Genomic DNA, 19,426 nt, shown 5'->3' with positions numbered 1-19,426 from the left:
GCGTCAAGGGCGGGTCAGCCGGCTCGCCGAGTGCACGCCCGGCTGGTACTTCGGCAGCCGGGCGGTGACTTTCATGCCCGCTCCCACGGCGGTCTCGATGACGAGGCCGTAGTCGTCTCCGTACACCTGGCGGAGCCGGTCGTCGACGTTGGACAGGCCGATGCCGCCCGACGGGCTGGCCTCGCCGGCGAGGATGCGGCGCAGGGCGACGGGGTCCATTCCGGCGCCGTCGTCCTCGATGACGACCAGCGCCTCGGCTCCGGCGTCCTGTGCGGTGATGCTGATGTGGCACTTGCCCGCGGAGGCCGCCTTGCCTTCGAGCCCGTGCTTCACGGCGTTCTCGACGAGCGGCTGGAGGCAGAGGAAGGGCAGGGCGACCGGCAGTACCTCCGGGGCGATCTGGAGGGTGACGGAGAGGCGGTCGCCGAAGCGTGCCCGGACGAGCGCCAAGTAGTGGTCGATGGCGTGGAGTTCGTCGGCGAGGGTGGTGAAGTCGCCGTGCCTGCGGAACGAGTAGCGGGTGAAGTCGGCGAATTCCAGGAGCAGTTCGCGGGCGCGCTCGGGGTCGGTGCGGACGAACGAGGCGATCACCGCGAGCGAGTTGAAGATGAAGTGGGGGGATATCTGGGCGCGCAGGGCCTTGATCTCGGCCTCGATCAGGCGGGTGCGGGACTGGTCCAGGTCAGCCAGCTCCAACTGGACGGAGACCCAGCGGGCGACTTCACCGGCGGCGCGCACGAGCACCGCCGATTCGCGCGGCGCGCACGCGACGAGCGTTCCGTGCACCCGGTCGTCGACGGTGAGCGGGGCGACGACGGCCCAGCGGACCGGGCAGTCGGGCGTCTCGCAGGTCAGCGGGAAGGCCTCCCCGCGGCCGGACTCCAGGGGGCCGGCGAGGCGGTCCATGATCTCCGCCCGGTGGTGGCCGCCCACCCCGTCCCAGACCAGCACCTCCTTCTGGTCCGTCAGGCACAGCGCGTCCGTGCCGAGCAGCGTGCGCAGCCTGCGGGCCGACTTGCGGGCGGTCTCCTCGGTCAGGCCCGCGCGCAACGGGGGCGCGGCGAGGGACGCGGTGTGCAGGGTCTGGAAGGTGGCGTGCTCGACCGGGGTACCGAGACCGACGAGGCTTTCGGGGCGTGCGGTGCGACGCCCGAGCCAGAATCCGGCGGCCAGCAGCGGGAGGATCGCCACGCACAAACCTGCGATGAATCCGCTCACGCCTTCACCTCCGTCCGCAGCTCCTCCGGCAGATGGAACCGGGCCAGGATCGCCGCCGTCCCCGCCGGTACGCGACTGGGCGTGGCCAGGGACACCAGCACCATGGTGAGGAAGCCCAGCGGGACCGACCAGATGGCGGGCCAGGCGAGCAGGGCGTGGAAGGCGCCGCTGCCCGGGAAGCCCGCCATGGTCGCGGCGACGGCGACGAGTGCGGAGCCGCCGCCCACCAGCATTCCGGCGGCGGCACCGGGCGGGGTGAGCCGCCGCCACCAGATCCCGAGCACGAGCAGCGGGCAGAACGACGACGCGGACACGGCGAAGGCCAGCCCTACGGCGTCGGCGACCGGCAGTCCGCCCACCAGGACGCTGGCGGCCACGGGTACGGCCATCGCGAGGACCGTACCGAGCCGGAAGTGCCGTACACCGCGCGACGGGAGGACGTCCTGGGTGAGCACGCCCGCCACGGCCATCGTCAGTCCCGACGCCGTCGACAGGAACGCGGCGAAGGCTCCCCCGGCGACCAGCGCGCCGAGCAGGTCGCCGCCGAGGCCGCCGATCATGCGGTCGGGCAGGAGCAGGACGGCGGCGTCCGCGTCGCCGGTGAGGGTGAGTTCGGGGGCGTACAGGCGGCCCAGGGCGCCGTAGACCGGGGGCAGCAGGTAGAACGCGCCGATCAGGCCCAGGACGGCGACCGTGGTGCGGCGAGCGGCGACTCCGTGTGGGCTGGTGTAGAAGCGGACGACGACGTGCGGCAGGCCCATGGTGCCGAGGAAGGTGGCGAGGATCAGTCCGTACGTCGCGTACAGCGGGCGTTCGCCGCGGCTCTCGGCCTGCGAGGGTGACAGGCTGCCGTCGCCGACGCGGTCGGCCTCGGGGACGGGGGCGCCCTTGGCGAAGGTGAGCCGGGTGCCGGCGTCGATGTGGTGGGTGCCTGCGGGGAGGCGTAGTTCGGTGTCCTCGTGGGCGCGGCCGTCGACGGTGCCGCTCACCGTGACCGTCAGCGGCGTGTCGAGCTTCATGTCGAGGCTGTCGTTGACGCGGACGACGCGCTGTTCGCGGAAGGTGGCCGGTTCCTCGAAGGCGCGGGTCGGCGAGCCGTCGCCCTGCCAGGCGAGGACCAGGAAGAGGGCGGGGACCAGCAGGGCGGTGAGCTTGAGCCAGTACTGGAAGGCCTGCACGAAGGTGATGCTGCGCATGCCGCCGGCTGCGACGGTGGCGACCACGACGACCGCGACGATCAGGCCGCCGAGCGAGTCGGGCGCCCCGGTGAGGACGGTCAACGTCAGCCCGGCGCCCTGGAGCTGGGGCAGCAGGTAGAGCCAGCCGACGCCGACGACGAAGGCGCCCGCGAGCCGCCGTACCGCCTGGGAGGCGAGGCGGGCCTCGGCGAAGTCGGGCAGCGTGTAGGCGCCGGAGCGGCGCAGCGGGGCGGCGACGAAGATCAGCAGCACGAGATAGCCCGCCGTGTAGCCGACGGGGTACCAGAGCATGTCGGGGCCCTGCACCAGGACCAGCCCCGCGATGCCCAGGAAGGAGGCGGCGGAGAGGTACTCGCCGCTGATGGCGGCCGCGTTGAGGCGGGGGCCGACGGTGCGGGAGGCGACGTAGAAGTCGGAGGTGGTGCGGGAGATGCGCAGGCCGAACGCGCCGACGAGGACCGTCGCCAGAACGACGAGGGCGACGGCGGGGACGGCGTAGCTGGAGTTCATCGGTCCGCGGCTTCAGCGGTCTTCGACGAGGCGTACGAAGTCCCGCTCGTTGCGTTCGGCACGCCGCACGTACCAGCGGGCGAGGAGGACCAGGGGGGCGTAGATGCCGAAGCCGAGGACGGCCCATTCCACACCGTGGGCGTCCGGCACGGTCGCGAAGAGCAGGGGCAGCGGGCCGACGAGCAGGCCGAGGACGGCGAACACGGCGAGGGCGGCGCGCAGCTGGGTGCGCATCAGGGAGCGGACGTAGGTGTGGCCGAGGGTGGTCTGCTCGTCGATCTCGGTGCGGGGGCGGTAGTAGCCCGAGGTGGGGCGGCTGCGGCGCGGCGGGCCGGTGACGACGACGCGCCGTTCGGCGGGGTCCTGGTTCGGCACGGCTACGGCCTCCTCATCAGCAGGTCCCGCAGCTCGCGGGTGTGGCGCCGGCTGACCTGGAGTTCCTCGGAGCCGACCACGACGCTCACGGTGCCGGCGTCCAGCCGGAGTTCGCCGATGTGGCGCAGGGCGACGAGATGGCGGCGGTGGATGCGGACGAAGCCGCGGGAGCGCCAGCGCTCCTCCAGGGTGGACAGCGGGATGCGTACGAGGTGGCTGCCCTTGTCGGTGTGCAGCCGGGCGTAGTCGCCCTGGGCCTCGACGTGGGTGATGTCCTCGACGGCGACGAAACGGGTCACGCCGCCGAGCTCGACGGGTATGTGGTCCGGGTCGGGTTCGTGCACGGGTATGTGCGGGGCGCTGTCCCGCAGCTCGGCGGCGCGGCGGATCGCCTCGGCCAGCCGTTCCTTGCGGACGGGCTTGAGCACGTAGTCCACGGCCTTGAGGTCGAAGGCCTGCACGGCGAAGTCCTCGTGGGCGGTGACGAACACGACGAGCGGCGGCTGGGCGAAGCCGGTGAGCAGCCGGGCCAGGTCGAGTCCGTCGAGGCCGGGCATGTTGATGTCGAGGAAGACGACGTCGATGGCCTCGGGGCCGTGCGGGCCCGATTCCAGGGCCCGGTTGATGCGGCGCAGCGCCTCGGTGGCGTCGCTCGCGCCCTCCGCGGTGCCGATCCGGGGATCCGCGTTCAGGAGGTAGAGCAACTCCTCCAGCGAGGGTCGTTCGTCGTCGACGGCGAGGGCGCGCAGCATGAACCCGGAGTCTAGGAGCAATTCGTACGCCTGCGCACGTGCTCGGGGAGACGTTTCCGCTGGATACAGTGCGGCCATGAACAGCAGGGCCACTTCCTTCGACGACCTCGACCGGAAGATCATCACCGCGCTGATGGCCAACGCGAGAACCAGTTTCGCCGAGATCGGGACGGCAGTCGGGCTGTCCGCCACGGCCGTCAAGCGGCGGGTGGACCGGCTGCGGGAGACGGGGGTGATCACCGGGTTCACGGCGACGGTGCAGCCGTCGGCGCTGGGCTGGCGCACGGAGGCGTATGTGGAGGTGTACTGCGAGGGGGCGGCGCCGCCGCGGCGGCTCGCGGAGGTGGTGCGCAACCATCCGGAGATCACGGCGGCGATGACGGTGACCGGCGGTGCGGACGCGCTGCTGCATGTGCGGGCGCGGGACGTGGAGCACTTCGAGGAGGTGCTGGAGCGGATCCGTGCGGAGCCGTTCATCCGGAAGACGATCAGCGTGATGGTGCTGTCCCATCTGATCCCGGAGAGTCCGGAGGCGGGCGCCAGCCAGCCCGCCCCCGAGGGCGCATGAGACGTGCGCCGAGCATCGTAAAGACGCAGCATTCCTGCGCGGACACGCAAGCCTTGTTTCTTGTCGGGCGTATCGGTCACTTCCTACCGTGGTGTACACCCCAGTCGACACCCCAGGAAGCGGAGGAACCCCTCTGTGTCCGAAACCCGTGTGCCGCGCCGGCGGCGCTTCCTCGTCTGTGAACCCAGACATTTCGCCGTGCAGTACGCGATCAACCCCTGGATGCATCCCGACGTCCGCGTGGACGTCGATCTGGCCCAGGAGCAGTGGCAGTCCCTGATCAGCACCTACCGGGCCCACGGCCACACCGTGGACACTGTGGAGCCGGTCCCCGGCCTCCCGGACATGGTGTTCGCCGCGAACTCGGCGGTCGTCGTGGACGGCCGCGTCTTCGGCTCGCTCTTCCACGCACCGGAGCGGCGCCCCGAGTCCACGCACTACGACATGTGGTTCAAGGGGGCGGGCTTCGCCGTCCACCGCCCGGAGTCGGTCTGCGAGGGTGAGGGGGACCTGGTCTGGACGGGCCGGTACGTCCTGGCCGGCACCGGATTCCGGACGACACGGGAGGCGCACCGCGAGGTGCAGGAGTTCTTCGGGCACCCGGTGATCAGCCTGACGCTGGTCGACCCGTACTTCTACCACCTGGACACGGCGCTGTTCGTCCTCGACGAGGACACCGTCGTGTACTACCCGGAGGCGTTCTCGCCGGGCAGCCGTGAAGTGCTCAGGCGGCTGTACCCGGACGCCGTGCTCGCGACCCGCGACGACGCGATGGCGTTCGGGCTGAACTCCGTGTCCGACGGACGCCATGTCTTCATCGCGCCCCAGGCCGAGTCCCTCGCCGCCCGGCTGGACGACCACGGCTATGTTCCCGTCCCCGTCGACCTCTCCGAGTTCCAGAAGGCCGGCGGTGGCATCAAGTGCTGCACCCAGGAGATCCGCCCATGACAGCGCCCGCCCGTACCCGTTCCTCCGCCGACCTGATCAGTGCCGAAGAGCCGGTCCTCGCGCACAACTACCACCCGCTGCCCGTGGTCGTCGCCCGCGCCGAGGGCACCTGGGTGGAGGACGTCGAGGGCCGCCGCTACCTCGACATGCTGGCCGGCTACTCGGCCCTCAACTTCGGCCACCGCCACCCCGCGCTGATCGAAGCCGCCCACGCCCAGCTCGACCGGCTGACGCTGACCTCGCGCGCCTTCCACAACGACAAGCTCGCCGAATTCGCCGAACGGCTCGCCGCACTGACGGGCCTGGACATGGTGCTGCCGATGAACACGGGCGCCGAGGCCGTGGAGAGCGGCATCAAGGTGGCCCGCAAGTGGGCGTACGACGTGAAGGGCGTCCCCGCCGACCGGGCGACGATCGTGGTCGCGGCGGAGAACTTCCACGGCCGTACGACGACCATCGTCAGCTTCTCCACCGACGAGACCGCCCGCACCGGCTTCGGGCCCTTCACCCCGGGCTTCCGGATCGTGCCGTACAACGACCTGGCCGCGCTGGAGGCGGCGGTCGACGAGACGACGGCGGCGGTGCTGATCGAGCCGATCCAGGGCGAGGCCGGGGTGATCATCCCGGACGCCGGCTATCTGGCCGGCGTACGCGAGCTGACCCGCCGCAAGGGCTGTCTGTTCCTCGCGGACGAGATCCAGTCGGGGCTGGGCCGCACGGGCCGGACGCTCGCCGTCGAGCACGAGTCGGTCGTCCCCGACGTCCTGCTGCTCGGCAAGGCGCTCGGCGGCGGCATCGTGCCGGTGTCGGCGGTGGTCGCGCGCCGGGACGTGCTGGGTGTGCTGCGGCCCGGCGAGCACGGGTCGACGTTCGGCGGCAACCCCCTGGCGGCGGCTGTGGGTACGGCGGTCGTCGAGCTGCTGGAGACGGGTGAGTTCCAGCAGCGGGCGGCCGAACTGGGCACGGTGCTGCGGGACGGGCTGTCCGCGCTGGTCGGCAAGGGCGTCGTCGGTTTCCGCTCGCGCGGGCTGTGGGCGGGCGTCGACGTCGACCCGGCCCTCGGCAGCGGGCGCGAGGTCAGTGAACGCCTCATGCGGGAGGGCATCCTGGTCAAGGACACCCACGGCTCGACGATCCGCCTCGCCCCGCCCCTCACCATCACCGCCGAGGAACTCACCCAGGCTCTGGCGGCGCTGGAGAAGGTGCTGGGGGCCTGACACGCGGGGTGGCAGGGCGCGCGGCACCGGTCCGTACGCGCCCTGCCACCCGGTCACCACGCCGCCCGCGCCCCGGTCCGTCCCGAAGGGTGAAGATGGGGACAAGAGGTGGTAGACCACTCTCAGCGACAGAGAGGTCGGCCGTGGGCACATATGAGGAGCACGACCTTGCCCGGCAACGGTTCGACGTGGCCGATGCCGCGCCCCTGCTGCTCGACGCACAGGGCGTCGTGACCGGCTGGACCGACGAGGCCAGGCGGCTGCTGGGCCACGCGGCCTCCGAGGTGATCGGGACGAGCGTGGCCGGGCTGCTGTCCGCCGAGGACGCGGAGCGGATGCCGGGCATCGTCGAGCGGTGCCGCAGGGACGGCGGCTGGGCGGGCCTGCTGACGGTCAGGCGCAGCGGCGGACAGCAGATCAGGCTCATGGTGCGGATCACCGGCGCGGAGGAGCCCGGGAGCCGCACGCGGTGGCTGGTGCTGCTCTCGGAGCTGGCCGGGGCTCCCGGCTGGGACATGAGCCGCTCGGTGCTGGAGCAGATCGCCGACCGGTCGCCGGTCGGCATCGCCATCGTCGACACGGACCTGCGCTTCGTATGGTCCAACGCGGCCCTGGAGCAGTACGGCGGCGGACCGCCCGTACACCGGCTCGGGCTGCGTCTCGCGGACATCCAGCCGGGTCTGGACGCCGACGGCATAGAGGCGCAGATGCGGCATGTGCTGGAGACCGGTGAACCGGTGGTCGGATACGAGCACGTGGGCCAGGTGCAGTCCGCGCCGCACCGGGAGACGGCGCACGTCATGTCGTTCACCCGGCTGCACGACGACCGGGGCCGTCCGATGGGCGTGTACTACACCGTCGTCGACATCACCGAGCGGCACCGGGCCCGGCAGCGGCTGGCGCTGCTGGACCGGGCCGGCGAGCACATCGGCCGCAGCCTGGACATCCTGCGGACCGCGCAGGAGTTGGCCGACGTGGCGGTGCCGGACTTCGCGGACTTCGTCACCGTGGACCTGCTGGAACCGGTGCTGCGGGGAGCGGAGCTGGCGCCGGGGCCGATCGGCGACCTGGACCATGTGCCGCTGTGCCGGGCCGGTCAGCAGTCGGTGCACGAGAACGTCCCCGAGGCGGTCGTCCCCGTCGGCTCCGTGGCCGCCTACGTCGCCGGGTCGCCCCCGGTCCGTTCGCTCACCACCGGCCTGTCCTGGCGCGAGGAGCGGCTCGACCCGCTCGCCCGGGAGTGGGCCACGGACATCCCGGGCGGCCGGGAGGCGACCTTCCTGGAGCTGGGGCTGCACAGCGTCGTGATCGTGCCGATCCGGGCGCGGGGCACCACTCTGGGCGTCACCACGTTCTTCCGGCGCCATCGCCAGGAACCGTTCGACGAGGACGACCTCGCCCTGGCCGAGGATCTTGTCTCGCGGGCGGCCGTCTGTGTGGACAACGCCCGGCGCTACACCCGCGAGCGCGACGCGGCGCTGGTGCTGCAGCGCAGTCTGCTTCCGCACCGGCTGCCCGAGCAGGACGCGGTGGAGGTGGCCGCCTGCTACCGCCCGGCCGACGAGCTGACCGGCCTCGGCGGCGACTGGTACGACGTCGTCCCGCTCTCCGGTGCCCGCGTCGCCCTCGTCGTGGGCGAGGTGCCCGGTCACGGCATCGACGCGGCCGCCGCCATGGGACGGCTGCGGACCGCCGTACGGACGCTCGCCGCGCTGGATCTGCCGCCCGAGGAGGTGCTGGCCCACCTCGACGACCTGGCCGCCCGGTCGGCGCGCGAGGAAGGCGTCATGCCGGACTCCGAAGAGGCGGGCACCGTGGGCTCCGGGTGCGTGTACGTCGTGTACGACCCCGTCGACGGGCAGTGCTCGATGGCCGCCGCCGGGCATCCCGCGCCCGCCGTGATCATGCCCGACGGCAACGTGACGTTCGTCGATCTCCCGCAGGGGCCGCCGCTCGGTGCGGGCGGACCGCCCTTCGAGGCGGTCGAGCTGGCGCTGGCCGAGGGAAGCACCCTCGCGCTGCACACCGACGGGCTGCTGGCCCGTGGGGACGACTGGGCCCTGGACGCGGGCCGGGAGCGGCTGCGCCGGGCGCTGGCGGAGCGCGCGCCCTCGCTCGACCTGCGCTGCCGGACCGTGGTCGACGCGTTGTCCCCGGAGCGCCCGCACGACGACGTGGCCCTGCTGATGGCCCGTACCCGGCTGCTGGGCGCCGACCAGGTCGCGGACTGGGACCTGCCCATGGATCCGGCGATCGTCGCCGACGCCCGCAAGGCCGCCGCCCGGCAGCTCACGGAATGGGGCCTGGAGGAGCTGGCCTTCACCACGGAACTGGTCGTCAGCGAGCTGGTCACCAACGCCATCCGGCACTCCGCCGGCCCCGTGCGGCTACGGCTGATCAGGGAGCGCTCCCTGGTCTGCGAGGTCTTCGACGGCGGCGCCACCGCACCCCATCTGCGTCATCCCCGCACGACGGACGAAGGCGGGCGCGGCCTGCTGCTGGTCTCCCAGTTCACCCAGCACTGGGGTACCCGGTTCGTGCCCGAGGGGAAGATCATCTGGGCCGAGCAGTCCCTGACAGATCCGCAATGAGCCACGAGCCCTGGTTTATATCGTGCGAAACTGGGGTGAATCGGCGGTGAGGCGGCAGCCATGAAGGACGCGGCGATCGACTACGAGGCGGTCTTCAAGGGCCTGCCCGGAATGGTCGCGCTGCTCACCCCCGAGCTGGTGTACGCGGACGTCAACGAGGACTTCCTGCGCATCTCCGGGCGCAAGCGCGAGCAGGTGGTGGGGCGCTACATCTTCGACGTCTTCCCGGAGAATCCCGACAACCCGACGTCGAAGGGCATGCACAACGTGCAGACCTCCATGCGCCGGGTGGTGGCCACGGGTGAGCGCGACACGATGGCACTGCAGCGGTACGACGTCGAATCCCCCGAGCGCCCCGGACAGTGGGAGGAGCGCTACTGGAGCCCGGTGAACGCGCCGGTGTTCGGACCGGACGGCACAGTGGTGCTGGTGGTGCACCGGGTCGAGGAGGTCACCGAACTCATCCGGGCCCGCGGCGGCCCCACGGGGGGCCGCCCCCGGGTGCTGGAGGCCGAGCTGTACACGCGCGGCCGTGAACTCCAGGAACTCAACGACCGGTTGCGCCAGGCCCACGCCCGCGAGCGCGAAGTCGCACTCGCCCTCCAGGAGGCGATGCTCCCCGCCCGCCGCCAGGTCGGCGACCAGCGCGCCGCGGTCCGCTACCGGCCGGCCGTCGGCGCCCTGAACGTGTGCGGGGACTGGTACGACCTGGTCGACCTGGTGGGCGGCAACCGCATCGGCGTCTCCGTGGGCGACGTGGTCGGCCACGGCCTGGAGGCCGCCGGTGTCATGGGCCAGCTGCGCAGCGCGCTCACCGCCACCTCGCGCGTCGCCGACGGACCCGCGCAGGCCCTGGACGTCCTGGGCCGCTACGCCCATGTGGTCGACGGCGCCGAATCGGCCACCGCGGTCACCACGTTCATCGACTTCGACGCCCACACCATCACCTACAGCAGCGCCGGGCACCCACCGCCCGCACTGCTGCACCCCGACGGCCGGGTGGAGTTCCTCGACCGGGCCACCGATCCCCCGCTGGACGCCCGCCCGAGCCCGATCCCCAGACCGCAGGCCTGCACCACCTTCACCGAGGGCGCGACGCTCGTGCTGTACACGGACGGCCTGATCGAACGCCGCATCGAGGACATCGACACCGGCCTGACCCGCCTCGCCGAATCACTCAGCCGCCATCTGGGGGCCGACCCCGAGACCCTCGCCGACGCCGTCCTGCTCGAACTGCTGCCGCCGGGAGGTGCCACCGACGACACGGCACTGATCGTCGTACGGCTGTGATGACTCAGAGCCGTACGACGATCCGCTCCGGTTTCAGCAGGGCGGGATGACCTGGCTCCAGTCCGCGAACTTGCCCGTCGTCAGGTAGTGGTCGTTGACGTAACCGCCCGGCAGGGCTCCGCCGGTGTCGGCGAAGAACCAGTACCGGTTGCCGGTCCCGTCGGCGTCGACCGCGCCCGTCGTCCAGCAGAGCACGATCAACTCGTCGCCGTTGTGGCCCTGGTAGGACGAGCTCCGCCCGTGATCGTAGTTCGGTTCGTTGTACATGCCGAGGAACGATCCCGGGTCGATGCCGGTCACCCGGGCGCACCAGCTCTCGGGGTCACCGCCGATGTCGCAGTGGTAGAGCCCCTGCTCGGGCGGTGGGGTGGAACCCGCGCACTCCGGCACACCCGGAATCCAGGCGGGGCCCCGCAGGTAGACGTTGCTGATCCAGCCGTGCTGGACGGGCAGATACGACCAGACGTCGTTGGTGACACCGCCGTCCGTCACCGACTCGGCACGCTTCTGGCACTGGACGTAGACGGTGGTGGGACCCGGGAACCGGTGGGTGATCCCGGCGTCGGTCGTCGGGGCCGTGCGCACGTTGACATCGGTCGCCCACATCTCGACCGGGGTGGTGCCGGGCGGCACTTCCGGCTCGGGCGGCGGGTGGACGATGTTCCGCTGGGCGACCGCCGAGGCCACGGCACGTTCGGCGACATCGGCCGCGACGCGTGCGCCTTGCTGGTTCTGCCACTCGACCCTGGGGTTCCCGTTGGTGCGGGCGTTGTCCCGGTAGGCGATGTGCGGCGGGTTGGTCGTACCGTCGTCGATGCTCAGGCCGAACTCGGCCAGCCAGTTGCCCGTGCCGGGGCGTCCCGGCTTGTTGCACACGAGGTCGTCGGTGCGGCAGACGTCGAAGTACCGTCCGTCACCGATGAACCCGGCGAACACCGACGGCACCGACACCCGCTGCATCAGTCCACCGCGGTCGATGGTGGTGGTGGTCTCCTGGTAGTCGCGGTTGAGGGTCAGCATCTGCCGGTTCTGCGCCATCCCGGCCTGGCCGTTGTGGCGGGCCGCGTCCCCGATGGTGATGGCGGCGCCCACCGAGTCGGAACGGCGCTGGTCTCCGGCGACGGCCGAGTTGGCGAGGGCGTTCTTGATCACCTGACCGCCCTGTGAGTACCCGATCAGCACCAGTGTCGGGCGGCTCGGGCAGTCGGAGTAGAACTCGATCTCACGGACCAGTTCGTCGCGCCCCTTCCACATCGACTCCCAGTAGTCGTCCGGTCCCGGGTTGTCGCCCAGGAAGGGCGGCCACGGCAGGTCCCAGTCGATCGCCGACGCGGGATAGGGCAGGTTGCGTGCGGTGATGTCGCTGTCCGGCACTCCTTGCTCGTTGAGCGCCGCGTTCACCGCCCTGACGTAGGTGTCGTTGACTCCGATGGATCCGTACGGAGTGGTCACGCCCGGCTTCACGTACTCGGCCGTGCCGTAGGCATTGATGATCACCCACGGCTTGTCACAGTTCATTGCCGGTTGGGGCGGCGGCGGCAGCGCGGACGCGCGGTCGGCACCGGCGAGTTGAGCCGTCGAGAACACTCCGGCCAGCAGTGCGAGGACGGCCGCCCATATCGCCCGGCGGCGTGGCGCGTGATTTCTCCCTGGTCCTGCGGCGTATCTCATGCGTTGTTCCCCCTGGTTCGGCCCGGCGCAGCGCACAGGGCTCAAACAGTTCAATCGCAAGGACAGCCGTCACATTGGCATCGGCGGACGCGGAGCTCAAACACTTCAATGTGGTTCGAAATGTCGGTGGTTCGAAAGGTCACACCGTCGCGTCACCGCGCGTCGAGTAACCGTAAGCCCAATGCGGTTGCCGCGTGGAGGACGTATTTACCGGCGCGTTGACTGTCCACCAGTCCGCCGGCCCGCAGGACGCCGATCTGGTAACTCACGCTGGCCGGCGCGATACCGATCGCTTCGGCGACCTCGGAGCTGGTACGGCCGTCCCGCCGGGCGACATCGGCCAGGATGGCGGCCCGAGTGCGGCCGAGCAGGCGTACGACGCCCTCCTCGGTGGTCCGGGCCACGTCCAACGGGGCTTTCGCGACGGGGTAGACGAGCACCGGAGGCAGACCGGGATCGGCCAGGGCGGTGGGCCGGCGCCAGCAGAAGAAGGACGGGACGAGGAGCAGACCGCGGCCTTCGAGGCGGAGGTCGCGGCGTACGGGGTAGTCCACCTCCAGGACGGGGGCGTGCCAACGGGCCAGCGGATACAGGCCGTTGAGCAGCGCCTGGGTGCCCCCGTCCAGGAGAGTGCGGGTGCGCAGGTCGATGTCATTGCCGACGACCGCTCGGATATGGGACCAGTGCGGCTGCAGCACGGCGCCGAAGTACGCATCCAGCGCGCGGGTCAGCGCGGCCAGCCCCTCGTCCCCCGGCCTGCCCAGCGTCACGGTCCAGCCCGGCAGGACCCGGCTCTCGCCGAGCCGGGTCAGCTCACGGACGATCCGCCGACGCGGGGTGCCACGCACCAGGTCGAGCGCGTCGGACAGCTCCCCTCCGGCGGCCGGGGGTGTGAGGAAATCGGGAATGTATCCGACGCTGGGGACCAGTGTCCGTAACGGCTGCAGCGCCGCCCCCAGAACCCGGTCCACTTCCATTCTGGCGTACACCGAGCGACGCCAGTGGCCGAATTCCAGCGGCCCCTGGCCTGTTTTCAGGCGACACACACTGCAGATCAGCTCCCACAGCGGATCCGGTCTGCGGAGAATTCGAATATTCTGCAGGTCATGGGGGGTGAAATGAATGCGGAGCATTACATCCTCTTCGGCTCACGGGCATCGTCCGGGTGGTGATACGCCCATAGTTGTTCCAGAGCCACAGAAGGGGCAGGACGGTTCCCGCCGGTGCCGCCTGCCCCTACACTGACAGCCCACGACGTGCCGGTTGACCTGCTAGAACACGGCGGTTGAGCCGAACCACCGGAGTGAGGAGCCACCCCTTGTTCTACTACGTGCTCAAGTACGTGTTGCTGGGTCCGTTGCTGAGACTGGTCTTCCGTCCCCGGATCGAGGGACTCGAGCACATTCCCGCGACCGGCCCCGCCATCGTCGCCGGCAACCATCTCTCCTTCTCGGACCACTTCCTGATGCCCGCGATCCTCAAGCGGCGCATCACCTTCCTGGCGAAGGCCGAGTACTTCACCGGCCCCGGTCTCAAGGGCCGTCTGATCGCGACGTTCTTCCGCAGTGCCGGTCAGATCCCGGTCGACCGCTCCGGCAAGGAGGCGGGCCAGGCCGCGATCCGCGAGGGCCTCGGCGTGCTGCGCAAGGACGAACTGCTCGGCATCTACCCCGAGGGCACCCGCTCGCACGACGGCCGCCTCTACAAGGGCAAGGTCGGCGTGGCGGTGATGGCGCTGAAGGCCCGGGTCCCGGTCATCCCCTGCGCGATGATCGGCACCTTCGAGGCCCAGCCGCCGGGCCGGAAGATCCCGAAGATCCACCCCGTCGCGATCCGCTTCGGCAAGCCCCTCGACTTCTCCCGCTATGCCGGCATGGAGAACGAGAAGGCGATCCTGCGCGCCGTCACCGACGAGATCATGTACGCGATCCTCTCGCTCTCCGAGCAGGAGTACGTCGACCAGTACGCGGCCGTCGTCAAGGCCGAGCAGGCCGCGGCGGGCGCGGCGAAGGAGCGCCGGTTCCCGCGGCTGCCGCTCGGCTGAACTCTGCTGTCGGCAAAAGCCGTTCCACAGGGGATCTCGTCGCCCGTACGGTCCCCGTATGAGACGTGCTGTGGTGCTCGGAGCGACAGGACAGATCGGACGGCCCGCGGTGGGCGCGCTGGCCCGGGACGGCTGGGAGGTGACCGCCGTCTCGCGGGGCGGCGGGCGGGACGAGGGCTGGCCCGAGGGGGTGCGCGTCGCGCGGGCCGACCGGGCGGACGACGCGGCCCTGGCCGCCGTGGTCGGCGACGGCTGTGACGTGCTGGTGGACATGGTCGCCTACGGGACCGAGCACGCCCGGCAATTGACCTCGCTCGCCGGTCGCGTGGGCTCGGCCGTGGTGATCTCCAGCGTGTCGGTGTACGAGGACGACAAGGGCCGGAACTTCGACACGCAGGACGAGCCGGACGGCTTCCCCGAATATCCGGTGCCGCTCACGGAGGAGCAGCGCACGGTCCCGCCGGGCGACGCCTCGTACAGTACCCGCAAGGCGGCACTGGAGCGTGAACTGCTCGCTGCCGGAGACCAGTTGCCGACGACGCTGCTGCGCGCGGGCGCCATCCACGGCCCGCACTGCCAGACCCCGCGCGAGCTGTACTTCGTCAAGCGCAACCTGGACGGCCGGACCCGGCGGATCCTCCCCTTCGGCGGCAAGAGCCGCTTCCATCCGGCGAGCGTGCACAACATCGCGGAGCTGATCCGGCTGGCCGCCTCGCGGCCCGGCACGCGCGTCCTCAATGCCGTCGATCCCGACGCGCCGACGGTGGCGGAGATCGCCGGGGCGATCGACGCGGTCATGGGCGTCGAGACGGAGAGTGTGCTCGTGGACGGGCCACCTCCGGCACCGACCGTCGGCGACACGCCATGGTCGGTTCCGGCGCCTGTGATCTGCTCCATGTCCGCCGCCGAACGGGAGCTGAGCTACCGCCCGGTGGCGCGGTACGCGCAGACGCTCCCCGACACGGTCGCCTGGATCGAGCGCCAACTGGCCGGCCGGGACTGGCGGGAGGCGTACCCGAGGATGTTCCCGGCGTACGGCGACCTCTTCGACTACGCGGCGGAGGACGCCTGGCTGGAGGCGTGAGCGAGGGGCGGCCGGAGTCTCCGGCCGCCCCTCGTGTCGTACGACGCTTTACGGCTTGGGCGTGGCGTGCGGTGCGCAGGTCACGTCGGCGCCGTCCAGCTTGCCGGTGAGCAGGTAGGTGTCCACCCGCTCGTTGATGCACGGGTTGACCAGGCTGGTCACGCCGTGGGAGCCCGCGTTCTTCTCGGTGATCAGGCGGGAGCCCTTGAAGCGCTTGTGCAGTTCGACGGCTCCCCCGTACGGGGTGGCCGCGTCACGCGTGGACTGCACGATCAGCACGCCCGGCAGACCCTTGCCGGTCTTCACGTTCACCGGGGTCTGCTGCTTGACCGGCCAGGTGGCGCACGGCAGGTTCATCCAGGCGTTGGACCAGGTAAGGAACGGGTGCTTCGCGTGCAGCTGCGTGTTGTCGCGGTCCCACTTCTTCCAGCTGGTGGGCCACTTGGCGTCGGTGCACTCGACGGCCGTGTAGACGGCGTTGCCGTTCTCCGAGGCGGCGTTGCCCGCGGTGTCCGACGGATCGGGGGCGGCCGCGTCGACGAGCGCCTGGGTGTCGCCCGCGAAGTACTTGCTGAACACCGTCGCGACGGGCACCCAGGAGGAGTCGTAGTACGGCGCACCCTGGAAGAAGCCGAGCAGCTCGGCCGGTCCGACGACCCCGCCGATGGGGCTCTTCTTGGCCGCGGCACGCAGCTCGAGCCACTTCGCCTGGACGGCGTCGCGGGTGGTGCCGAGGTGGAAGGTGGCGTCGTTCGCGGCGACCCAGTCCTGCCAGTCCTGCCAGCGCGTCTCGAAGGCGACGTCCTGGTCGAGGTTGGCCTCGTACCAGATCTTCTCCCGCGACGGGTTGACGACGCTGTCGACGACCATCCGGCGGACATGGCCCGGGAACATGGTGCCGTAGACCGCGCCGAGGTAGGTGCCGTAGGAGACGCCGAGGAAGTTGAGCTTCTTCTCGCCGAGCGCGGCCCGGATCACGTCCAGGTCGCGCGCGGTGTTCGGCGTGGTCATGTGCGGCAGCATCTCGCCGCTGCGCTCGTAGCAGCCCTCGGCGTACTCGCGGGCCAGCTTGCGCTGGGCGAGCTTGTCGGCCTCGGAGTCCGGCACCGGGTCCAGCTTGGGCGCCTTCACGAACTCCTGCGGGTCGGCGCAGGAGATGGGCGCCGACTTACCGACGCCGCGCGGGTCGAAGCCCACGAAGTCGTACGCCTTGGCCGTGTTCGCCCACACCGGCGCCTTGGTCGTGACGCGGCGGGGGAAGCGCAGGCCGGAACCGCCGGGGCCGCCGGGGTTGTAGAGGAGCGCACCCTGCCGCTCCGCCTTGGTCCCGGTGTTGCCGATGCGGTCGACGGCGAGCTTGATCTGCTTGCCGTAGGGCTTGGCGTAGTCGAGCGGAACGCTGACCCAGCCGCACTGGATCGGCTTCTCCAGCCCCCAGTCGGCCGGACAGTCCTTCCAGTCGATCCCGGCCTTCTCGGCACGTGCGGCGGCCACCGACACGCCACGGGCCTCGCGGTCCTGCCCGTGCCGGCTGGTCGCGCCGGCGGTGGGCGCCGCGACAGCACCCGCTATCAGGGTCGCCGTGACGAGCACTCCGGCCGAGCCGAGCGCCGCAACCCGGCCTTTTGGTCTCATATCCCTCAAGTGGGACCTCCCCGTACGTCGTTGTGATGTACGGGGATCCTCTCGGCTGTGTGATCCCTGAGAACAGGGTTGAAGAGCGTTCTTTGCCAATCCGATAACCGGATTACGCCGTTCGCTGGCCGGAACCCTCCCCGAGAGCCACCAGCGCCTCGTCCAGCACCCGGCGCAGCCGCAGCGCGTCCGGCGCGACGGCCGTGACCAGCGCGGCGGGACCGGCGAGCGGCGTGACGGCAGCCGTGTCCCCGACGACCCGGGCCACCGCGGGCTCTGCCGTGAACTCCGGTCGTACGACGACCAGTTGCCCCACCGCCCGATGCCCTCCGAGGACGGCGGGCCCGTCCCAGCCTCCCGGCGCCCCGGGCCCGCACGCCAGCTCCTGGTCGAGGACGGTACGCCCCGCGATCCGCACAGTGAGACGGCTGGTGAGCCTCCCGGGTTCCTCACCGACGCGACCGAGTACCTGCTCCTCGCGGAGCACGAGCCGGGCGTTCGCACCGAGGTCGACCTGTGTGCCGACGTACAGATCGCTGCCGCCCGCTGAGATCAACTGCTCGGGCAGCCAGCGCAGTTCACCTCCGTCGGCGACGGAGATCCGCACGTCGTAGCGCGCCTCACCCTTCGTCTGCCCGGGCAGCGCGATGGTCGCCGCGGCCGACCCGACCCGCAACCGGGCTCCTTCGGCCACATCCGCGATCACCGTGAAGTGGTCCCCGCCGAGCGGCCCGCTCATCGCGCCGACGAGCATGACATGCGCCTCCGGGCCACTCCCCCGCGTACGCCGCAGGGCGATCGGCCCCTCGCCCTCCAGCACCGGCAGGGCGGTACCACCACGCCCGTCCTCCCGGGCGCCGATCCGCGCGGTGGCCCGCACACCTGTCACGGTCACGCCCGCCACGAGGCGAGCTGCGCCCGCACCCACCCGGCGACGTCCGCCACACCGGCCTCGCTCCTCAACGACTGGAACACGACCGGCAGTTCGGCCCGCTGCGCCTTGGCATCGGCCGCCATCCGCGCCAGATCCGAGCCGACGTACGGTGCCAGGTCGGTCTTGTTCACGACCAGCAGATCGGCGGTGGTGACGCCCGGTCCCCCCTTCCTCGGAATGTCATCACCTCCGGCGACATCGATCACGAAGATCTGCGCGTCGACAAGCCCCTTGGAGAAGGTGGCGGTGAGGTTGTCCCCACCGGATTCGACGAGGATCAGATCGAGCGGCCCCACCTCGTCCTCCAGATCCTCAACTGCTTCCAGGTTCGCCGAGATGTCATCCCGAATCGCCGTGTGCGGACAGGCCCCCGTCTCCACAGCGGTGATCCGCTCCGGCGGCAACACCGCCTCCTTGAGCAGGAACTCAGCGTCCTCGCGCGTGTAGATGTCGTTGGTGACCACGGCAAGGGACAGTTCGTCACGCAGGGCACGACACAGCGCGGCGACGGTGGCGGTCTTCCCGGAACCGACGGGTCCACCGAGCCCGATACGGAGGGCACGACGGGAGCCGTCGGGGCGACGGGCGTCGGCGCTCAGGGCGGAAACACCCTCGTGAGAGTGGTCAAGATGCATACAAGCGGCTCCAATGACTAACCAGCCCGTTGGGGGTGCCCCCTCTGGGGGAGTTTGAGGACGAGGCGAAACTCAGGACGCGAACAGCCGTACAGCCCAAGCCGCATGCACCTCCGCCCCGATCTCCAACAACGGAGCCGAACCCGCAGGCAACCCCCCGACCCCCTCATCGACCACCCGCCGAGCCGCCTCCACCGCCCGATCCGCAACCAGGTCCATCTCAGGCGCCAACCGCGCCAACACTCCGGTCGCGTCAAACGGATCGAGACTCAGCAACCGCACGGTCGCACTCGCAGCCCCGCTCACAGACTCATACACCGAGCAATACGCCGCATCCACAGCCCCCAACCCCGCAGCCCGCGCCGCCAGCCCCAGCACCACCGGCTGATGCGCCCCCTTGGGAAACTCCCGCGCCAGCGCGTCGAGTTCGGAAGACGGCCACGTCGCCCGAGCGGCCCGCATCAGCTGCCGACCCAGCTTCCGCGCGGCAACCCGCAACGCCTCGGACGGTGTACGCGCATCCGCCGCCGCATCCAGCGACACCGGATCGACCCCCATCGCAGCGGCCGCCGCCAGCGCCCCCGACACCAGCCCCGCCGTATGCAACCGCCCCCGGCAGAAGGCCTCCAGGCTCCCCGCCCCGGTGACCCGCCCGGCCTTGACCGCGGCCTCGGCCCCACCGGAGTGCGCATGCCCCCCGGCGGGAAACCGGCCGTCGGCCAGAACGAGTAGCGCTGCCCTGGACATCGGACCCG

17 protein-coding genes are annotated in these 19,426 nt (G+C 71.0%); 7 read left to right on the top strand and 10 right to left on the bottom strand.

Annotation, left to right across the window (positions count from 1 at the left end; all coding sequences use genetic code 11):
- Window positions 1-3: 3 nt before the first annotated feature.
- The 4 genes from ACTWQO_RS09860 to ACTWQO_RS09845 are packed head-to-tail and all read right to left on the bottom strand — an operon-like array spanning window position 4 to window position 4,054.
- Window positions 4-1,218 carry a sensor histidine kinase gene (locus ACTWQO_RS09860; protein ID WP_443236831.1) on the bottom strand — a complete coding sequence of 405 codons (1,215 nt, stop codon included), beginning with the start codon at window positions 1,216-1,218 and terminating at the stop codon, window positions 4-6.
- Window positions 1,215-2,927: a sodium/solute symporter gene (locus ACTWQO_RS09855; protein WP_443236830.1), complete on the bottom strand. Its 1,713-nt coding sequence runs from the start codon at window positions 2,925-2,927 to the stop codon at window positions 1,215-1,217. The genes ACTWQO_RS09860 and ACTWQO_RS09855 overlap by 4 nt, the downstream gene beginning before the upstream one ends.
- A gap of 12 nt (window positions 2,928-2,939) precedes the next feature.
- On the bottom strand, window positions 2,940-3,302 hold the full coding sequence (locus ACTWQO_RS09850) for a hypothetical protein (RefSeq protein ID WP_443236829.1): 363 nt from the start codon (window positions 3,300-3,302) through the stop codon (window positions 2,940-2,942).
- A 2-nt stretch (window positions 3,303-3,304) separates the two neighbouring features.
- Window positions 3,305-4,054, bottom strand: a complete 750-nt coding sequence (locus ACTWQO_RS09845; RefSeq protein ID WP_443236828.1) for a LytR/AlgR family response regulator transcription factor — start codon at window positions 4,052-4,054, stop codon at window positions 3,305-3,307.
- A gap of 76 nt (window positions 4,055-4,130) precedes the next feature.
- Here ACTWQO_RS09845 and ACTWQO_RS09840 point away from each other — a divergent pair, with 76 nt between their 5' ends.
- The 5 genes from ACTWQO_RS09840 to ACTWQO_RS09820 all read left to right on the top strand — a co-directional run bounded on the left by ACTWQO_RS09840 (window position 4,131) and on the right by ACTWQO_RS09820 (window position 10,668).
- Window positions 4,131-4,622, top strand: coding sequence for an Lrp/AsnC family transcriptional regulator (locus ACTWQO_RS09840; protein WP_443236827.1), 492 nt, complete (start codon window positions 4,131-4,133; stop codon window positions 4,620-4,622).
- Between the two features lie 135 nt (window positions 4,623-4,757).
- Window positions 4,758-5,570: a dimethylargininase gene (ddaH, locus tag ACTWQO_RS09835; RefSeq protein WP_443236826.1), complete on the top strand. Its 813-nt coding sequence runs from the start codon at window positions 4,758-4,760 to the stop codon at window positions 5,568-5,570.
- Window positions 5,567-6,787: an ornithine--oxo-acid transaminase gene (gene rocD, locus ACTWQO_RS09830; protein WP_443236825.1), complete on the top strand. Its 1,221-nt coding sequence runs from the start codon at window positions 5,567-5,569 to the stop codon at window positions 6,785-6,787. Before ddaH ends, rocD begins: the two co-directional genes overlap by 4 nt.
- 143 nt (window positions 6,788-6,930) lie before the next feature.
- A complete protein-coding gene (locus ACTWQO_RS09825) occupies window positions 6,931-9,378 on the top strand; it encodes a SpoIIE family protein phosphatase (RefSeq protein WP_443236824.1) in 2,448 nt (815 codons plus the stop codon).
- A 60-nt stretch (window positions 9,379-9,438) separates the two neighbouring features.
- Entirely contained in the window at window positions 9,439-10,668 is a 1,230-nt protein-coding gene (locus tag ACTWQO_RS09820; protein WP_443236823.1) for a SpoIIE family protein phosphatase, read from the top strand.
- Between the two features lie 33 nt (window positions 10,669-10,701).
- Here the strand turns inward: ACTWQO_RS09820 and ACTWQO_RS09815 are convergent, their stop codons facing one another.
- Together ACTWQO_RS09815 and ACTWQO_RS09810 are read right to left on the bottom strand one after the other, a co-directional pair.
- A complete protein-coding gene (locus ACTWQO_RS09815) occupies window positions 10,702-12,339 on the bottom strand; it encodes a cutinase family protein (RefSeq protein WP_443236822.1) in 1,638 nt (545 codons plus the stop codon).
- 152 nt (window positions 12,340-12,491) lie between these two features.
- Window positions 12,492-13,328, bottom strand: coding sequence for a winged helix-turn-helix domain-containing protein (locus ACTWQO_RS09810; RefSeq protein WP_443236821.1), 837 nt, complete (start codon window positions 13,326-13,328; stop codon window positions 12,492-12,494).
- 329 nt (window positions 13,329-13,657) lie between these two features.
- Between ACTWQO_RS09810 and ACTWQO_RS09805 the strand changes: the two genes are divergently transcribed.
- Complete coding sequence (locus tag ACTWQO_RS09805) at window positions 13,658-14,383, top strand: lysophospholipid acyltransferase family protein (protein WP_443236820.1); 726 nt, start codon at window positions 13,658-13,660, stop codon at window positions 14,381-14,383.
- A gap of 70 nt (window positions 14,384-14,453) precedes the next feature.
- A complete protein-coding gene (locus ACTWQO_RS09800; protein ID WP_443236899.1) occupies window positions 14,454-15,467 on the top strand; it encodes an NAD-dependent epimerase/dehydratase family protein in 1,014 nt (337 codons plus the stop codon).
- A gap of 48 nt (window positions 15,468-15,515) precedes the next feature.
- On the opposite strand, the gene ACTWQO_RS09795 is transcribed toward ACTWQO_RS09800, so the two are convergent.
- The 4 genes from ACTWQO_RS09795 to ACTWQO_RS09780 all read right to left on the bottom strand — a co-directional run bounded on the left by ACTWQO_RS09795 (window position 15,516) and on the right by ACTWQO_RS09780 (window position 19,418).
- Complete coding sequence (locus ACTWQO_RS09795) at window positions 15,516-17,102, bottom strand: alpha/beta hydrolase (RefSeq protein ID WP_443236819.1); 1,587 nt, start codon at window positions 17,100-17,102, stop codon at window positions 15,516-15,518.
- A 112-nt stretch (window positions 17,103-17,214) separates the two neighbouring features.
- Window positions 17,215-18,006, bottom strand: coding sequence for an urease accessory protein UreD (locus ACTWQO_RS09790; protein WP_443236818.1), 792 nt, complete (start codon window positions 18,004-18,006; stop codon window positions 17,215-17,217).
- Entirely contained in the window at window positions 17,994-18,671 is a 678-nt protein-coding gene (gene ureG, locus ACTWQO_RS09785; RefSeq protein WP_443236817.1) for an urease accessory protein UreG, read from the bottom strand. Before ureG ends, ACTWQO_RS09790 begins: the two co-directional genes overlap by 13 nt.
- Before the next feature lie 72 nt (window positions 18,672-18,743).
- Complete coding sequence (locus tag ACTWQO_RS09780) at window positions 18,744-19,418, bottom strand: urease accessory protein UreF (protein ID WP_443236816.1); 675 nt, start codon at window positions 19,416-19,418, stop codon at window positions 18,744-18,746.
- Window positions 19,419-19,426: the final 8 nt, after the last annotated feature.

The organism is Streptomyces sp. 4N124 (genome assembly GCF_052245395.1).
Classification (GTDB): Bacteria; Actinomycetota; Actinomycetes; order Streptomycetales; family Streptomycetaceae; genus Streptomyces.
The sequence above is the reverse complement of the archived record's forward strand: the minus strand, read 5'-3'. Positions and strand labels throughout refer to the sequence as shown.

Bases quoted from the DNA above. Each gene is read 5' to 3' on its own strand.
- ureG (WP_443236817.1), bottom strand. From the start codon at position 18,671: ATGCATCTTGACCACTCTCACGAGGGTGTTTCCGCCCTGAGCGCCGAC.
- ACTWQO_RS09845 (WP_443236828.1), bottom strand. From the start codon at position 4,054: ATGCTGCGCGCCCTCGCCGTCGACGACGAACGACCCTCGCTGGAGGAG.
- ACTWQO_RS09840 (WP_443236827.1), top strand. From the start codon at position 4,131: ATGAACAGCAGGGCCACTTCCTTCGACGACCTCGACCGGAAGATCATC.
- ACTWQO_RS09815 (WP_443236822.1), bottom strand. From the start codon at position 12,339: ATGAGATACGCCGCAGGACCAGGGAGAAATCACGCGCCACGCCGCCGG.
- rocD (WP_443236825.1), top strand. From the start codon at position 5,567: ATGACAGCGCCCGCCCGTACCCGTTCCTCCGCCGACCTGATCAGTGCC.
- ACTWQO_RS09855 (WP_443236830.1), bottom strand. From the start codon at position 2,927: ATGAACTCCAGCTACGCCGTCCCCGCCGTCGCCCTCGTCGTTCTGGCG.
- ACTWQO_RS09780 (WP_443236816.1), bottom strand. From the start codon at position 19,418: ATGTCCAGGGCAGCGCTACTCGTTCTGGCCGACGGCCGGTTTCCCGCC.
- ACTWQO_RS09820 (WP_443236823.1), top strand. From the start codon at position 9,439: ATGAAGGACGCGGCGATCGACTACGAGGCGGTCTTCAAGGGCCTGCCC.
- ACTWQO_RS09795 (WP_443236819.1), bottom strand. From the start codon at position 17,102: ATGAGACCAAAAGGCCGGGTTGCGGCGCTCGGCTCGGCCGGAGTGCTC.